We start from the raw sequence: 16997 nt of genomic DNA on the forward strand, positions 1-16997 counted from the left end.
ACATCCCTCCAAAAAGCTAAATCACTATTTTTAAAAACTACAATTCCGTGGTGCTTTCTTCTTGTTCGCCGCTATTCAACCAATTGAGAAGTGGTTCTTGGAACTTTTTCATCAACATGCCTAAAATCTTCCCTATAAAATAAGCAGAAATTAGTGTGCCAATACCTACGGAACCAAATGATTGTATACAAATTAAACAAACGATTAGTGATATACCAACATTAATTAAATCACTTGTAATTTTTGCTTTCGGAAAATGCATTTGAAATCGATTGCTAATTGCATAAGTTAGGGAATCATAAGGCATTAATGGTAATTTCACATTAAAATAAGCAAGTAATGCAAATGCCACAATGAATAAGCTAATAATTAAAAAGATACTCCGCATGATGATTGTTTCTGGTGTTGGTAAGAGACGTACTAAAAATAAAGAAAAATCCATGTAAAAGCCAAACAAAAAAGAGATAAGCAATTGTAAACTAAAATCTCGTAAATCGAATCGTTTCGTTAAAAATACTTGTAAAACGATAAATAATATATTTGATACGACAGTCATAACCCCTACTGACAATCCTGAAACGAGTGCCAACGCATATGGTAAAGATGACACCGGTGAAACACCTAGGGATGCTTGGATTGAAAATGACACACCAATTGCTAATAAAAATAAACCAATGACATACAATGCAACCCGCTTCATTGTATTATTTAGATGGTTCATAAAATCCTTCTTTCTCTAATAAATTATTTAATATCCTACCTCTTATTTTAAATCAAACTAACAAATTAAGGTTATTAAATATTAAGATATTCCAAAAAAGAATAGATTTTATGATTGATCGAATACATTTTCAAAAAAATATAATATTTTTATTGAGCCATAATGAAAGGTTAATAAAAGCAATACTAATAATCTAATTGCAAATCGAACCATTTCTTTCGTATTGTTAGAATTTAAGTGACATTTTAGAGAAATTTGTTCACTATTTTTCAATTTCAAAATAAATTAAAATTACTTCCCTCGTTCTAGGAAATTATAAATCCCTCACAAAAAAAGATATATCGAGATAGTTTTTTTAAGACAAATGTTATAAAATTGACCTTTTCAAAATTGACATATTATATTATCTAAATTTTCAGATTTCAACACCTTTCGATGCATTGTCGAAAGGTGTTTGGCGATTTATACAAGTTTTCCCTTACCTTTGTCATAAAAAAAACAAGACTTGATTATTTATCAAACCTCGAGACACTAGATAAATACTGGGTTTCTCAACCACTTTTAGCACAGATTTTTTATTGAAATTAATTTTGGTCTTTAAAATATGTTAAATGTGACAAAATTACGAACTTCTTGATTTGAGTCATAAACCGACATTTTTTTCACTTGTAATGAAGTACAATAACTTAAGTCATAGCAGAAAATTTACTATTATACAAAATCTTGGGGGAGAATTTTTAAAATGAAAAGTAAATTTTACAAACAAGTATTAAGACTACTAATTGAAATGAAAAGAAAAGATATGTACAAAAAAGCACATCATTTCGGTTTTACTCACCCTAAAACAGTAACATGTAGTCAAGAACTCGATGCTTTACTTAATTTATATTCTCATAAAGCAGCGTAACAATTTTAGCAATTGTTTATATATATTTTTTTGTATTTATTTATACTGGTGTTCAAAAAGTTAATTCTTTTTGGACACCCTTTTCTTTTTTATGTAATATTTCTCCTGCGGTGACTGATTACCATCCTCATCGCAAATTATCAGTCATAAATATTCTCTAGCATAATAAAATGTTAGGTACAAAGATGACAAAAGGAGCGTCTATTGAGTGATTTTCAGTAATGAAAAATTGCAATTTACGATTATGACGATAATCCTCTCTTGGGCAGGATTAATAATTTTAATGAGTATGTATTTTACAATTCCATTGACCGACATATTGATGAACACGTTTCATGTTAATGAAACAAAGGCCATTTGGATTGGCAGTATTTTTTCTTTAACTTACGCATTATGCTGTTTGATTTATGGCCCATTATCCGATCGGTATGGCAGAAAGATTTTTTTAATATTTGGAATTTTTATACTAACCATCGCCACATTTATTTGTGCATTTATCAATAACTACACATTACTACTTATCTTTCGTATCCTTCAAGGTATTGGTGCAGCAGCATTTGTACCCATTTCCCTCGCCTATATTGGGGATGTCTACCCTCTTGAAAAGCGAAAAAGTGCATTTGGTTTTATGACTTCAGGATTTCTCATTTCCAGTGTCCTTGCACAGCTATTTGCAACACTCATACAAAAATACTTGGGGTTAAATTGGATCTATATTATCCTAGCAATACTATATTTGATAACTAGTATCCTTACAATCACTCTTTTACCCAAAGACTCTGCTAATAAACATAAAAATTCTATTTTTTTAAACTTTCTTAACATAAAGAATTTATTATTCAACAAACAACTATCAATATCATTTTCATTTTCCTTTATATTATTATTTTCTTTAATCGGAATGTATACCATTTTAGAAGCCTTTCTTCTTGCACCTCCCTTCTACTTTACGGAACAACAGGTATTCTTAGCCCGCGCTGTTGGTTTAATAGGAACGGTTATGTGCATTCTTGCAGGGAAAATTTCGGATAAGTTTGGGGAAATCCAATCATTTCGTACTTGTTTAGGTATTGCTTCAGTCGCATTATTTTTAATGGCCATTACCCCAAACTTATTAACCATTGTTTTTAGTCTATTATTCGTGGCAAGTATCTCACTCGTTGTACCGATTAATATTACACTCATAAGTCAACGTGCTGCCAATCAAAGAGGTACAGCATTACTTTTTAACGCGTTTATTTTGTTTATAGGTGCAAGTATTGGACCAATGTTAGCGACAAAATTAATGCAAGTTAGCAATGCATTTGTTTCTTTTTCAACATTTAGCGGCATTTTACTGCTAGGTTGCCTAGCTTCACTCTTTTTAAAGGAAAACAAAAGTGCGCCCGAATAAAGAGCGCACTTTCATTTATTTTAATTAAATTTTAGTTTTTTCAACGTGCTAGGTTGTTCTAATTGTAATATTTCTTTTTCTAAGTGATCACATTGATTTTCAATGATACGAAACACATCGTACAAAATGGCATTGTATAAAATTGGGGAAATCGTATCTTTAATAAAATCAAGTAATCGTTGCGCTTCTATCTCTGATATCTTCTCTTGTCTCTCTTTTAAATAAAAAGATTGAATCTCGGAAACCAACCATTGTATTTGTTCATTCGGCATTCTATTTAGCACTCATCTCACTCCAAATAAAATAAAGTTATGTATTTATATTTTTTTGATAATATCTTCCCATTTTTCCTTAGCAACTTTTTGATCAAAGGTGCTTAGTAACCGATAATTTTCGTCATCTAAAATACGATAATGTTTACTTAGTAAATTTTGCTGTAATTTAAAACCACGATATTTATAAAGATTTTTCCACCAAATAACGCCTCCAAAGGTTTTTTCTGTAGGTCGAATGATCACATCATGTATTGTTAATTCTACTAGTTCTAATGGGTCATCACCTAACTGTTTCTTTAACGTTTTACTATCTTGGAAAAGAGCACAAATTGCAATCGTCGTTGTCCAATTAGCAAGACATTTCCCCTTTTCAATCTGAATAAGCGTTTTCTTTGAAATCCCAAGAATCTCTGCCATCTTTTCTTGAGTGAATTGATATTCTGTTCGCACTAATTTTAGATTGTCAGACGCAATTTGAGCAATCAACTCTCGATCCATTTCTATATAACACCTCAAAACACGTTATTCTGTACTACCCTTTATATCGTATAAGTTTGGAAATATTATACAACCCAAAGCATTTATTTATTACTTTCTATTAATTAGACTCTTCAGACAGGAAAAAGGTTACATTTTTTATCTAAAAACTTAATTCATTTCTAAATGAATTGAAACTATGAAGAGAAAAAGATGAAACCATTTTAATTGAATTAGCTACTCTGGTGTTGTAACAGCTGAGGTTGAAACATTATTACGTAAAAACCACAACTTAATAACTCCAACAGCTGTTTTATGGGGGCTGGAATATGCACAAATTGTGGTAGAAAGGACATACGATTGGGTAAAAATTCTAAAGGTAACCTCCCAACTGGAGAACAACTATTAAAACGAAAGGCTTATCGAGATTTCTTTAGTTATGTTTCACCATCTGCTAATGAGAAATGATTTTAAACAAAATGATGCTGCTATATTACCTTACGATTGTGTTATTGGAAATTATATAAAAGAAAAAATAAAAATAGTTGGGGACAACCTTTATAGCTAAGCGTGTCCCAACCATTTTTATCGATTAATTGGATTGTCTTCTCCAATCCTACCAGAATAATTCTTGGCTGCTTTTACAAAAACAAATTCCTCCTCAGGATATCGATAACATGTTAACTTACCACCAAATACTACACCTTGATCTATATTAATTGTATTGTTCACAATTAATGGCTCTCGTTTTGGATCGTGTCCCCATATAATCAGTAAGTCCCCTTTATGTTCTTTATACCATTCTTTTCGTATCGGTTTTCCCTTTTCATCCATCCCTGCAACATCCCCATAACGGCAAAAGTTTTTAATTCTATCATTTTCTTTGCCTATAAAATCGTCACGAATACCAGCATGTGTACAAACAACTCGCGCTTCACCATCTACCGTAAAAATATAATGGGAAGGTGCGTTTAATAATAACTCTTTTATCTCTTCTTTTAATTTCTCCGTTTCTTTTTTACCCTCTAATTTTTCAAATTCTTGAAACTCTTCTTCCACATTTTCATCACCATGGCTAAGTTTGACCTTTCTTCCCATTAACCATCTTGCAATTTTCCATCCATGGTTACTGTCTATCATATAAGCAAGCCCCGCATTTACATGGTTTAAAAAAAATTCCATACATTTGATAGATTGTGGGCCACGGCTCATAACATCTCCAAGAGACACAATCTTACGTCCATCTGGATGGATATATAAACCGTTATTAAGTTGATATCCTAATTTATCTAGTAATTCAATAAATTCATCATAACAAGCATGGATATCTCCAATAAAATCAATGCCTTTGCCTACCTCAATCTTCATTACCTCATACTCCCTTCTATCTCCTAGTATGTAATGATTGAACCATTTTCAATATGATGTAAAATATTTTTTTCATTTCACTAGGTACTTTCCTATTTTTTAACTAGGTCAATCTCCCATTTCTTACTTCAAAATAGGCAAATCACTATTAACTATCTAAGATTTATTTTTAAAAATAGACAAACAACTATATCAATTTTTCACCTGTTCATATCCTATAGTCAGAAGTTGATGGATTTTCAACTTACTTATCAATCATGTTGAAAGGAGGTTTCTAAATGGCAAATTGGGAATGTAGATTCTGTCACTGTAAAAATGATGATTCAAAAAAGAACTGTAAGAAATGTAATTACTACCATTCACCTAAAGGGGAGGGAAGATACATGAGTAATCGATACGATCATGACGCTGATCTCCTTCAGGATGCAGATATGCTGTCATTAATTGATCAAGAGTCCAACGAAGTAATTTGGATTAAAGACTCTATTAACGTAACTGTTCAATCAACAGATACTCAAGCATCTATTTCTCTTCAAGCGGCATTACAATTAGCAATTGCTTTAATTATTAGTATTACAGTTGCTGATTCTGAACGTGGAAATGAAATCACTCAGGACCTATTACAACATTTTGAAAGTGAGCAATTAAATAAACAAAAAATCTTAGTGAGAAATTCAAAAGATGTAAACATTACAACAACTGACACAGATATCTCTGCACATATTCAAGCATTACTACAAGCTTTAGTCGCATTAGTAGTGAAATTAGACATTGCTTAATTTTAAAAAAGTGAGGTGAAAAAAATGGCAAACGAATGGAGAGCTTTAGATTATTGGGATGGAAAAAATGACCTGAACAATGATGCCGACGCTTTACAAGATGCTACTGAAAAAGCGAAAACAATACAACACTCTCATGAATGGATTATTGTAAGAGACTCCGAGTATGTTAATGTCCAAACAACAGATACGCAAGTTGCTTTATCTTTACAACTTGGAATTCAAGCAGCCCTAGCAGCAGTAATTAATATTACACTTGGTGACACTAATCAAGGTAAAAAAGTAGCACATGATTTGAAACAATTCATGAGAACAAGACAACACAATTCACAAAGAACAATCATCGAAAACTCCAAAGAAATTCAAGTAACAACAACTGATACTGACATCGCAGTAAACCTACAAGCAATGATTCAAATTCTAGTTGCTTTAATTGGTCAACTAGATGTCTTATAATATCAGGATTATAAATAAATTTATTTAAAATCTCCTTTAGTCCTGTTCTCCCCACGCAAACGTATACTTTGCGTGGGAATTTATTTTAACTATTTGTATCTCATGGAAAGACTCGTGCATATTCTGATGGTTAAAGAAGTTTTAAAAGGGGTGAAATATGTGAGTAATGAAAATTCTCCAAAGGGAATTCCTAATAAGGTAGTAGACCTTTTAGTAACAAATATCCTACGAAAAAATGGTGTTAACATAGAACAAGCAAAAAATAAATTATCTGAAGAAGATAAACAAGCTCTTAAAGAAATGGTGGAAGATTTAAAGGCGCAAGTAGATGAATTTGTAAAACAAAATTCTAAGAAATAAGTTTTATAAAAGCGCCTTTTTTTAAAGGGCGTTTTGTTATGAAAACCACCATTCAAAAAGTTTAGCAATGGCTATCAAAGGAATCCCCACTAACATCAGCCCAACGAAAAAATATATTATAGGTTTTAGAAAATCTAATATAGCACCTACCAAATCATCTATAAAATTGAACATAACCACACTCCTACAACACGTATATTCACTACATTAACATCTAATCCATTAATTTAGAAAGGCTTTGCAGCAATAGGAGCCGTCTGAAAATTACTTTTGAGACGGTAGCATTTTGATGCGACAACCTCAGTAGCACAATTCTATATTAGATATTTATTACAAAGAAAGACTGTGTTAAAAGTCATTTTACTTTTAACACAGCCCCCTTCCTATCTTCTAAAAATCAAATCGAAACGTATCATCCGTTATTGGAGCTACTTTTGCTTTTGCATAAGTAGACCCCTTTTGTGAAAAGAAATCATACGTAGTCCCTTCATTTCGTATCCCATTCATCACAATTTGATTCACTTCTTCTTCTGGGAACATCGTATCTAACCCCAAATTCATTAAGGCTTTGTTTGCATTATATCGAATATAAGCCTTTACCTCAGGACATAATCCTGTCTCTGCATAGACGTCATTCGTATAATTTAGTTCATTTTGATAAAGTTCTAAGAGTAGTTCATACCCCCATACTCTTAACGTATCTTGTACTTCAGAAGAAAACTGCTGAAACAAATTTTGCGCGAAATATCCCACTGCTACCCCATGAATGGATTCGTCTCTTAAAATGAGTGAAATAACTTCTGCACTATTCCGTAAAAATCCTTGTCCACCTAAGTAGAGCGGATAGAAAAATCCGGAATAAAATAGGAACGATTCGAGCATAACAGACGAAAACATCGCTTTCCAAAGAGATTCTGAATCCCCTTCTTGAATGGAAGAATACACTTCGTTAATTCGTTCAGCCTTGTATTGTAAAAATTCATTCTTCTTCACCCATTCAAAAAGCTCATCAATTTCATCATTTTTGCATAATGTTGTAAAAATATAAGAATAGGATTTTGCGTGAATGGCTTCAAATGCACCGAATGCTGTTAAAACTGCTTTTTCTTGCAGGTCTTGCGTATACTTTGCTATTTCATTCATCCCTACATTCGTTTGAACGGTATCCAGCAATGTTAAACCCGCTAACACCTTTTTATATGTGTCTTGATGTTCAAAATCTTGCCATTGCTTTACATCTTTACTAACGGCAATTTCTTCTGGAAACCAAATTTGCTTCCATTGTTGCTCCCAAAACACTTGAGCAAGTTCACTAGTTGGTCGATTCCAATTAATTGCTTGGATTGGTTTGTTTTTCATACTCTCATACACACTCCGAAACTATATTTGACAAGCAATACATTCTTCAATGGTTTGCAAACGCTGACGAACATAATAGATTGTTTTAATCCCTTTCATCCATGCATAAATATAAACTTTTGCCAGTTGTTCGGTTGTCCATTGATCGGTTACATATAAAGTTAAAGAAATCCCCTGGTCGATATGTTTTTGCGCTGCTGCATATAAATCAATCATTTTATACGGATCGATGTTGTACGCATCCACATAGTAATCCATATTTTCGTTATTCATAAACGGCATTGGATAAATCGTACGACTATCTGCATAATCCCGCACTTCTACTCGTTCCGTAATAGGCGCAATCGAAGCTGTACATGAACGGATATAACTAATTGAACCAGTCGGAGGAATTGCTAATCGGTAGCTATGGAACAATCCAAATTCTTTAACTTGATGGGACAACTCTTTCCACATTGCTGACGAAATTATTGGCACATGACCTAATGCCTTTTTTATTTTATTTGTCGGTTCTCTATCTTCTTTTGAAATATAAGCAGTAAAATATTCACCTGTTGCATAATCGCTTTTCTCAAACCCATAAAACACTTCTCCACGCTCCTTTGCAATCTGCACTGATGTTTTAAGAGAATAGTAGTTTACTGCTTCCATGAAACAATCGATAAACTCGATTGCCTCATGAGAACCATATAAGATTTCTTCTGAGACGAGATGGCCATGTAAATTCATGACACCTAGTCCTACTGAATGCATCATTTGATTTGCCTTTGCAACGGATGGTACATTTTTTATGTTTGTCATGAGTGAAACGTTAGTTAATAAACGCATGGAAGTATCAATTAATCTTTCAAAATCATTCACTTTCGTAGCAGCATGAATATCAATGGAACCAAGATTGCATGATACATCGAGACCATACTCATTGGGTTCGTCTTGATCAGTAATGTTACTCGTGTGTTGAACTTGTAAAATTTCTGTACATAAGTTGGACATTTTCACTCGTCCAATAGCTTTAAGTGGATGCACATCATTCACATTGTCATCAAAAATTTCAAAGGGATAGCCAGATTCAAACTGTGCTTTTTTCACTTCTGTATAAAGCTTCCGCGCATTCAGTCGCTTTAGTTTCCGGATATTTGGATTATCAAGCAATTCATAATACATTTCTGTTATCGAGATTTCAGACATTCTTTTACCATATTCTCTATAAATATCATAAGGACTAAATAAAACGATATCTTTATCTCTTTTCATTAACTCAAAAAATATATTTGGAATGATAATACCTGTGGATAAAGTAGCTAGACGAATTTTATCATCGGCATTTGGTTTTTTTGATGAAATAAAGCTTTCGATATCCCCATGGAATATATTTAAATAGGCGACCCCCGAACCATTCCGTTGTCCAAGTTGATTGGAGTAACTAAAGGAATTTTCCAACAGTTTTGCTACCGGTATGACCCCACTTGCTCGGTTTATGATTCCTTTAATCGGGTCGCCTAATGGTCGTAAATCTGTTAAATTAACCCCAACCCCTCCACCTAGTCGTGAAAGTTCTAAACAATAGCCAATATTTTCAGCGATGCTATTCATCGTGTCGTCCATTGATAATTTAAAACAACTAACAAGCTCTCCCCTTGCCTTTTTCCCACTGTTTAATGCAGTTGGTGTGGCTGGTTGGTAAGCTTCCATAATTGCTTCTACTGCTCTTTCTGCAAGTTCTTTATCTCCTTGCGCTAAATAGAGAGCGATAATAACAATACGATCTTCATATTTTTCTAGTATTTCTTCCCCATCTCTACTTTTCATGGCATACGCGTCATAAAACTTGCTTGCACTCATAAACGAAGGAAACCGGAAGTTATATTCATAGGCTTTTTTATACAATTTTTTAATAAAATTTATATCGTATAAATCCAAAAATTCACGTTCATAATATCCTTCATCTACTAAATATCGAATCTTTTCTTCTATATCAATAAAATAACGTAAACGCACATTTACGTACTCTAAAAAATAACGTCGGGTTGCTTCTCGATCTTTTTCTAATTCTAATAAACCTGTTCGACTATATTGATTCAGCACTTCATTATTTAGTTTCAAGTATGATTTCATTCAAAACCCTCATTTCATAAAACAGTTGGATAGCTTCGTAGTCTGCAGGATATCCGCGCAAGTCAATTTTTCTAACTAATGGAATGGTGTAAAGGGATGCAATTTTATCTCCTGCAACGCCAAAATTATTACCGAAATTTCGATTGCCACTGACAACAACACCCTTACAATGTTGAGCATTCCTCGCTAAAAACCTCGCAACTTTTTCAGGTATTTGTCCTAATCCATCGGTATAGGTCATTAATAAATATGGTTGTTGTAGTACTAAACCTTCTTTAATTTCTTGTTTATCGCCGTTTAATTTTGAGGCAATATACCGAACATTTCCGGTACGACTTGCAAAGACAATCACGAAATACTCAGCTCGATTTTGCTCATTATGTCATTGAGATTACCAGAAAATAAACCATCCATTTCGATTACTGGTACGGTTAGAAAACCGGCATCAAGTATCTTTTCTTTTGCGCATTCATCATGGTCGATGTTAATAGTTTCAAAGGCTATTCCTGCTCGTATGAGTTCTGATTTAATCCATAAGCATTTTGGACATACTGTTTTTGTATAAAGTTTCATCAATTTAATCCCTCTCCTTTTCGTAAAGGGGAAATAAAAAAAGCTACCTCTTCGAAAAGAGATAGCAATAGAATGGAAACGATTGATGTAAAAATGGTACCGTCTCCATTTCTCAATCCCCGAAGAAATGTTTTGAGTGTTTTTACTTGGCAGGTCTCCTGGCTTCGCTTCATCCGCGGATTCCCTTCCCATGCAAAATGCACAGTGGTAATTGAATCTTCGTCAGCTTTACAGTTGCGGGGACAGCGCCGGAATCTCACCGGCTTCCCTATTAAACTACATGTAGTAGTACCAATTAAAAACGAACACAATATATAGTTTTTATTACTGATGTTAAGTGTATCAGAGTTAGTTACCTCTGTAAATGGTATTTTAGGTATATTATAGTGAACAAATTGAAAAGCATAAAATTTTCATCAATGCACACCTTAACCATTAGGAGGTGAGCAGCTTGAGTAGAAATAGAAATAATAAAAAAACGCTGAATGAACGAAATCATAATCCATTTGAAACTTATAAACACTTACACAGAAACACTACAAGTCATCAAGATAACCCAGAAGATAACACGGCAGAAATTGCAGAAGAATTTGATTCTAAAGTAAAGAATAAAAACAATGCAACAAACCACGATAAAGATCAACAATCGAATAAAAGAGAATAGTTTAGAAAAAGGTGAGATCTTTGTGCTCGCCTTTTTAATTTTGAATATTCTCCTCTATAAAAAAAATCGCAGCTACCTTTGTTAGTAGCTACGATTCCACTATTTTATAAACGAATTGTCCACCCAAAAGTATCTTCAATTTTTCCTGTTTGAATGCCAGTTAATGTATCATATAACATTTGAGAAACTTCACCGATTTCGCCATTGTTAATGATATATTTTACTTCTAAATATTTTAACTCGCCAACTGGTGAAATAACCGCTGCTGTCCCTGTTCCGAAAACTTCTTCTAAAGTTCCGTTATTGTGAGCTTCTACAACTTCATCAATAGAAATACGGCGTTCTTCAACCGGAATATTTTTTGATTTTAATACTTGGATCATTGAGTCACGAGTAATACCAGGTAAAATACTACCGTTTAATTCAGGAGTAATAACTGTTCCGTTAATTTTAAAGAAGATGTTCATACTACCAACTTCTTCAACATAACGGTTTTCTTTACCATCTAACCATAATGTTTGAGAGTACCCTTCACGATCTGCAATTTCTTGACCTTTTAGTGCACTTGCATAGTTACCACCAGTTTTCGCTTCACCAGTACCACCTTTTACGGCACGAACAAATTGTTGCTCTACCATAATTTTTACTGGGTTAATTCCCTCTTTATAGTAAGAGCCTGATGGAGACATGATGATTATAAATTTATAATTTTTTGCAGGATGTACTCCTAAATGTTCTTCTGTTGCAATAATAAATGGACGGATATAAAGAGAAGTACCTGGAGCACTTGGTACCCATTCACGGTCCACATTCACTAATTGTTTTAAAGCCTCTAATGCATACTCTTCGTCAATTTTTGGAATACATAAACGATCATTTGAATGATTAAGACGAGCAAAATTACGTTCTGGACGGAATAATAAAATATCATTATCTACCGTTACATAAGCTTTTAACCCTTCAAATACAGATTGTCCATAGTGGAAAATCATTGCAGATGGGTCAAGGGAAATTGGTTGATATGGAATAATACGACCATCATGCCAGCCAATACCTTCTGTATATTCTAATACAAACATATGGTCAGTAAAGTAATTTCCGAAACCAAGTTCGTCTGCAGCAGGTTTTTCTTTAGGATTAGTTGTTAATTGTGTTGTAATGTCTAACATTGTGTAGCCTCCAATTATTAAATGAGAATTCAGAAAACTAAATATCACGCTTATTGTGAACTTCCGTTATCAAATTATATTACTTTACTATTTTACTTTAAATTCCGAAATAAAACATCACCTATTCATACGAATATTGCAAATTTTTGCTCAATACGGTATGGAAGGAGAAGTCTGAAAAGATATTTTGAGACTTCTCCTTTGTGGCTGTCACTGATGTTTTCGCCACAGATAAACTGTGGCTGTCACTTACGTTTTCGCCACAGATAAATTGTAGCTGTCACTAACGTTTTCGCCACAGATAAATTGTGGCTGTCACTGACGTTTTCGCCACAGATAAATTGTGGCTGTCACTGACGTTTTCGCCACAGATAAATTGTGGCTGTCACTGATGTTTTCGCCACAGATAAATTGTGGCTGTCACTGACGTTTTCGCCACAGATAAATTGTGGCTGTCACTGACGTTTTTGCCACAGATAAATTGTGGCTGTCACTGACGTTTTTGCCACAGATAAATTGTGACTGTCACTGACGTTTTCGCCACAGATAAATTGTGGCTGTCACTGACGTTTTCGCCACAGATAAATTGTGGCTGTTACTGACGTTTTTGCCACAGATAAATTGTGACTGTCGCTTACGCTTTTGTCACAGATAAATTGCGACGAGGATGGTGACAACTTGTTGTGACCACCGCAGGAGCACAATCTATGTGTTACGAGTGATGATATCATGGTGTGACCACCGCAGAAGCACCACTACTTAAATAAAAGTATCAAAAAAGCTGTGAAGAAGAATACTCTTCTACACAGCCCAATTCATAAACTCTATAACGGCATCAACTTTATATTTTCATAAGATTCGATGTATTCAATCATTTGTAGCCATGCCTTTGGTTTATTCGGAAGTACTTTATAATAATCTTTTAGAAAATCAACAATTAAACTTGCTGGAATTTCCTTCACATTTTCGTCCGTTGGCATAAAGCATAAATCCAGACCTTTAACCGCCTCTCCATCATTTTTCCAAGAGGGATGTAAGTATGGGAAGTCAAGACGTTGATAACCTAGATGGGATAGTACTTCGCGACGAACGTATGGATTCATCGGCTTGATACCACCGAAATCAAAATCTTCCTTAAAGTATGGATTATAAATTTCTGCAAACATTCCAAATAATACTTTGCCATTGTCTTTTGCAAGTTGATGTAAATCTTGCTCGCGGTTTTTGGCTAAAAAGCGTCCAAGTGATAAACCTGGTTGACCGATAATCGTGAAATCTGTCATCGCGATATTCCACTGAGGATAATAACGATATTCAGTTGCCCCTACTACTTCCCCTTCATGAACAGCAACAAATACACGGATACTTGGATCTTCTATTGGTTCTTTCCATAGCTCAAATTCTAGTACTTCTTCTGGTGGGAACACCTCACCTAATAATTTGTGCATACTAGCAAATAGTGGATCTTCAATGCTCGTGATTCTAATATAATCCATAGTGTATCTCTCCTTTTAACCCTAATTACCATATTGTAGCATATCTTTCTATCATTCTAGTTCATATTCGCTCTATCGATTTCTGCAGTATGGATAGATAAATTATTCATATTAATAACTGCTTTCAACTTCTTCAAAACATTTATTCCAAGAATTCCATCTATTGCAAAACCATAGTCCATATCTCCAAATTCGACCTGAATATGCTTAACACTTTGATTCCCCACTTTTATAGCATCGGCTACTTTAGAAAAGACATATTCAAATCCACCAACACCATAAATACGATATATCGGGTCATGATCTTCGGCTACAATACCAAAGGATGCAGCTACATCGGACGAAATCAACGTAGAAGCTGAACCGGTATCAATTAAAACACGGTTTAATGTTAATACCTTACCTTTTATCTCTACTTCCATATCTGTTAGTAATAAACCGTTTTCTAGTACCAACTGTTTCAATCGTAGACACCTACCTAATTGTACGGGTTTTCCCTACTATATGCTCGTCCACCACTCTTAAATACTGTGTTATAAATTAAAAAAATTAAAAAAACTTTGCCAACATGATAGCAAAGTCATAATATTCTTGGATATAATTTAGAATCTAAATCGTTTAAATAAGGGATTTTTCCTCTCGTGTTGTAGATTTCATTTAAGTTAATATCACACAGTAATATTTCCTCTGAAAGTCTAGAACATTCATGTACCAATGCACCCTTGGGATTAATTAGCTTCGTTTTCCCACAACTCCCCTCCCCTACTGAATTTACACCTAAAACAAATACTGTATTATCAACTGCTCTTGCTGGAAGTTGAATATCCCATCTTTTTTCTGACCCAAAGCTAAAAACAGACGGTATAATGATGATTTCTGCCCCACGCAATGTTAGGATTCTGCAGGTTTCAGGAAACTCCATATCATAACAAATCAGGGTTCCAATTTTACCAACAGACGTTTGAACAGGTACCAACTCCATTTTCCCTGGCTTAAAAATAGTTTTTTCCTTATTCCAAAGAAAAGACTTATGATAGATTTTCAAAATTTGTCCGTTCTTCTCTATGATAGCTACTGCAATAAAAAGATCATCTTCAATTTTATCAATGAACGGAACGACAAGGACCACTCCATATGTTTTGGCAATCTGTTGACATTCCTCCACAATTGCTTTAGATGGCTGTTGTAATTTAATGACTGTTTGTGTTGTTAAATGATATCCTGAAGACCAAAGTTCAGGTAACACAATTAGGTCTGCCCCTTTTCGTATAGCGTATAAAATATGTTTAAAACCATTCAATTTATTTTTTTCTATTTGACCCGAAATGGAGCACATCTGTATAGCTGCTATTTTCATTAATCCTTTCGCTCCTCATAATTTACGTACAACTATTTTACCCAGCACAACGAATAATTAGAAAATCCCTTAATCATATTACAAACTACTACCTTTTAAAATTTTCGAACATTCTATAAATTCTATTGACAAAGTTTCAAAACTATTGCATATTAAAAGAAATTTAAGATTTGGTGGAACGAAGACTAGTATGTGGAATACCATTTGAAAAGAGAGCGATGTTCATCGGCTGCAAGACATCGTACAAATTGGCCCGCAGAACCTACTTCGCTAGCTTCTAGCAAAACTAGACGCAGACTCAAGCGTTATGAGAACAAAGTGGGACTTGGCAAATGCAAGTTCAATCTAGGTGGTACCACGGAAAAGTAACCTTTTTCGCCCTAATTTATAGGGCGAGAAGGGTTTTTTTATTTTAGGAGGATTTTAATGGAGAAAAAAAGAATTGTCGTTAAAATCGGTAGCAGTTCATTAACTAACTCAAAAGGCGAAATTGACCATAATAAATTAGAAGATCATATCAATGCGCTTGCGAAATTAAAGCATGCAGGTCACGATGTTTTACTTGTTTCATCTGGAGCGGTAGCAGCTGGCTTCCGAAAACTAGGTTACCCATCACGACCTGTCACATTAAAAGGAAAACAAGCAGCTGCTGCAGTGGGGCAAAGTCTTTTAATCCAGTATTATTCAGAGCTTTTTTCTTCCCATAACATTACTGCTGCACAAATCTTACTGACTCGAACGGATTTCTCGAAGAAAGATCGCTACAAAAATGCCTATGCAACTTTTACGGAATTGCTCGAACGTAACATTATTCCAATCATTAATGAAAACGATACAGTTTCAATTACCGAATTAACTTTCGGTGATAATGATATGCTCTCTGCTTTAGTAAGCGGACTCGTTCACGCAGACCAATTAATTATTCTAACAGACATTAACGGCTTTTATGATGACAACCCAATGAAAAATCCAAATGCCAAACGGATTAACCACCTATCAGAAATAACAGAAGAAATGTTGTCATTTGCTGCTGGATCTGGTTCAAAGGTTGGAACTGGAGGTATGCAGTCCAAACTATTAGCTGCCCGCACTGCCATTCAAGCTGGTGTAAAAGTATTCATCGGAAATGGTAGTGGTGAAAATAAATTAGTTGACATCTTAGAAGGTCATGGGGATGGAACATATATAGGAAGCGAACAACAAATGATTCTTCCTAATCAAAAACAATGGATTAGTCTTACTGAAGTATCAGGAAAACTTTATATTGATGAAGGTGCAAAACAAGCCATTTTGATGAATGGGAAAAGTTTATTACCAGCTGGCATCTACAGAATTGAAGGCGCCTTTCATAAAGGGGATGTCGTGGAAGTTTATTGTAATTCCACACTATTAGGCCGTGGAGAAGTAATGTATTCCAGTGATGAACTAGAATGTGCACTTGGGAAACGTTCTGATGAAATTGCTGTAAAATCCATTGAAGTGATTCACCGAGATAAATGGGTAAAAGCATAATAAATATAGGGGGTAT

Annotated in this window: 19 protein-coding genes and 1 riboswitch; of the genes, 7 read left to right on the plus strand and 12 right to left on the minus strand. The window is 34.2% G+C overall.

The annotated features are described in order from the left end of the window. Window positions 1–37 precede the first annotated feature (37 nt). Window positions 38–721: a YczE/YyaS/YitT family protein gene (locus tag D8M03_RS05475; RefSeq protein WP_121213766.1), complete on the minus strand. Its 684-nt coding sequence runs from the start codon at window positions 719–721 to the stop codon at window positions 38–40. 742 nt (window positions 722–1463) lie between these two features. On the opposite strand from D8M03_RS05475, the gene D8M03_RS05480 reads away from it, so the two are divergent. Together D8M03_RS05480 and D8M03_RS05485 are read left to right on the plus strand one after the other, a co-directional pair. Beyond that, on the plus strand, window positions 1464–1628 hold the full coding sequence (locus D8M03_RS05480) for an aspartyl-phosphate phosphatase Spo0E family protein (RefSeq protein ID WP_121213767.1): 165 nt from the start codon (window positions 1464–1466) through the stop codon (window positions 1626–1628). A gap of 208 nt (window positions 1629–1836) precedes the next feature. Beyond that, on the plus strand, window positions 1837–3021 hold the full coding sequence (locus D8M03_RS05485; protein WP_121213768.1) for an MFS transporter: 1185 nt from the start codon (window positions 1837–1839) through the stop codon (window positions 3019–3021). Window positions 3022–3041: 20 nt separating this feature from the next. On the opposite strand, the gene D8M03_RS05490 is transcribed toward D8M03_RS05485, so the two are convergent. The 3 genes from D8M03_RS05490 to prpE form a co-directional block, all read right to left on the minus strand. Then, the gene (locus D8M03_RS05490) at window positions 3042–3305 is read right to left on the minus strand and encodes a DUF2164 family protein (RefSeq protein ID WP_121213769.1); all 264 of its coding nucleotides are present in this window, start codon (window positions 3303–3305) and stop codon (window positions 3042–3044) included. 33 nt (window positions 3306–3338) lie between these two features. Then, on the minus strand, window positions 3339–3794 hold the full coding sequence (locus tag D8M03_RS05495; RefSeq protein WP_121213770.1) for a helix-turn-helix transcriptional regulator: 456 nt from the start codon (window positions 3792–3794) through the stop codon (window positions 3339–3341). Window positions 3795–4358: 564 nt separating this feature from the next. Then, complete coding sequence (gene prpE, locus D8M03_RS05500) at window positions 4359–5141, minus strand: bis(5'-nucleosyl)-tetraphosphatase PrpE (RefSeq protein ID WP_121213771.1); 783 nt, start codon at window positions 5139–5141, stop codon at window positions 4359–4361. Between the two features lie 383 nt (window positions 5142–5524). On the opposite strand from prpE, the gene D8M03_RS05505 reads away from it, so the two are divergent. The 3 genes from D8M03_RS05505 (at window position 5525) to D8M03_RS05515 (ending at window position 6736) form a co-directional block, all read left to right on the plus strand. Then, window positions 5525–5920, plus strand: coding sequence for a spore coat protein (locus D8M03_RS05505; protein ID WP_245987468.1), 396 nt, complete (start codon window positions 5525–5527; stop codon window positions 5918–5920). Between the two features lie 24 nt (window positions 5921–5944). Next, window positions 5945–6376, plus strand: a complete 432-nt coding sequence (locus D8M03_RS05510) for a spore coat protein (protein ID WP_121213773.1) — start codon at window positions 5945–5947, stop codon at window positions 6374–6376. A gap of 159 nt (window positions 6377–6535) precedes the next feature. Continuing rightward, window positions 6536–6736: a spore coat protein gene (locus D8M03_RS05515; RefSeq protein ID WP_245987470.1), complete on the plus strand. Its 201-nt coding sequence runs from the start codon at window positions 6536–6538 to the stop codon at window positions 6734–6736. 390 nt (window positions 6737–7126) lie between these two features. Here D8M03_RS05515 and nrdF read toward each other — a convergent pair whose 3' ends face one another. Genes nrdF through D8M03_RS05535 form a run of 4 tightly spaced genes read right to left on the minus strand, consistent with a single transcriptional unit; the run spans window position 7127 to window position 10783 of the window. Continuing rightward, window positions 7127–8095, minus strand: coding sequence for a class 1b ribonucleoside-diphosphate reductase subunit beta (gene nrdF / locus D8M03_RS05520; RefSeq protein WP_121213775.1), 969 nt, complete (start codon window positions 8093–8095; stop codon window positions 7127–7129). Window positions 8096–8116: 21 nt separating this feature from the next. After that, on the minus strand, window positions 8117–10210 hold the full coding sequence (nrdE, locus tag D8M03_RS05525; protein WP_121213776.1) for a class 1b ribonucleoside-diphosphate reductase subunit alpha: 2094 nt from the start codon (window positions 10208–10210) through the stop codon (window positions 8117–8119). Continuing rightward, a complete protein-coding gene (gene nrdI, locus D8M03_RS05530; protein WP_121213777.1) occupies window positions 10185–10562 on the minus strand; it encodes a class Ib ribonucleoside-diphosphate reductase assembly flavoprotein NrdI in 378 nt (125 codons plus the stop codon). The genes nrdE and nrdI overlap by 26 nt, the downstream gene beginning before the upstream one ends. Continuing rightward, window positions 10559–10783: a glutaredoxin family protein gene (locus tag D8M03_RS05535; RefSeq protein WP_121213801.1), complete on the minus strand. Its 225-nt coding sequence runs from the start codon at window positions 10781–10783 to the stop codon at window positions 10559–10561. Before D8M03_RS05535 ends, nrdI begins: the two co-directional genes overlap by 4 nt. A 131-nt stretch (window positions 10784–10914) precedes the next feature. Next, window positions 10915–11094, minus strand: a riboswitch (cobalamin riboswitch). Between the two features lie 140 nt (window positions 11095–11234). Here D8M03_RS05535 and D8M03_RS05540 point away from each other — a divergent pair. Then, on the plus strand, window positions 11235–11447 hold the full coding sequence (locus D8M03_RS05540) for a hypothetical protein (RefSeq protein WP_121213778.1): 213 nt from the start codon (window positions 11235–11237) through the stop codon (window positions 11445–11447). 104 nt (window positions 11448–11551) lie between these two features. Here the strand turns inward: D8M03_RS05540 and D8M03_RS05545 are convergent, their stop codons facing one another. From D8M03_RS05545 to D8M03_RS05560, 4 genes are all read right to left on the minus strand, one after another. Next, window positions 11552–12616 (minus strand): branched-chain amino acid aminotransferase, encoded by a 1065-nt coding sequence (locus tag D8M03_RS05545; RefSeq protein WP_121213779.1) that lies wholly within the window; start codon window positions 12614–12616, stop codon window positions 11552–11554. An 824-nt stretch (window positions 12617–13440) separates the two neighbouring features. Continuing rightward, the gene (locus D8M03_RS05550; protein ID WP_121213780.1) at window positions 13441–14112 is read right to left on the minus strand and encodes a GNAT family N-acetyltransferase; all 672 of its coding nucleotides are present in this window, start codon (window positions 14110–14112) and stop codon (window positions 13441–13443) included. Window positions 14113–14168: 56 nt separating this feature from the next. Next, window positions 14169–14576 carry a retropepsin-like aspartic protease gene (locus tag D8M03_RS05555; RefSeq protein ID WP_245987471.1) on the minus strand — a complete coding sequence of 136 codons (408 nt, stop codon included), beginning with the start codon at window positions 14574–14576 and terminating at the stop codon, window positions 14169–14171. Between the two features lie 116 nt (window positions 14577–14692). Next, window positions 14693–15469, minus strand: a complete 777-nt coding sequence (locus tag D8M03_RS05560) for a nitrilase-related carbon-nitrogen hydrolase (protein ID WP_121213781.1) — start codon at window positions 15467–15469, stop codon at window positions 14693–14695. Window positions 15470–15895: 426 nt separating this feature from the next. Here D8M03_RS05560 and proB point away from each other — a divergent pair, with 426 nt between their 5' ends. Beyond that, entirely contained in the window at window positions 15896–16981 is a 1086-nt protein-coding gene (gene proB, locus D8M03_RS05565; protein WP_121213782.1) for a glutamate 5-kinase, read from the plus strand. The last annotated feature ends 16 nt before the right edge of the window (window positions 16982–16997 follow it).

Source organism: Ureibacillus endophyticus (assembly GCF_003628435.1).
GTDB lineage: Bacteria > Bacillota > Bacilli > Bacillales_A > Planococcaceae > Ureibacillus > Ureibacillus endophyticus.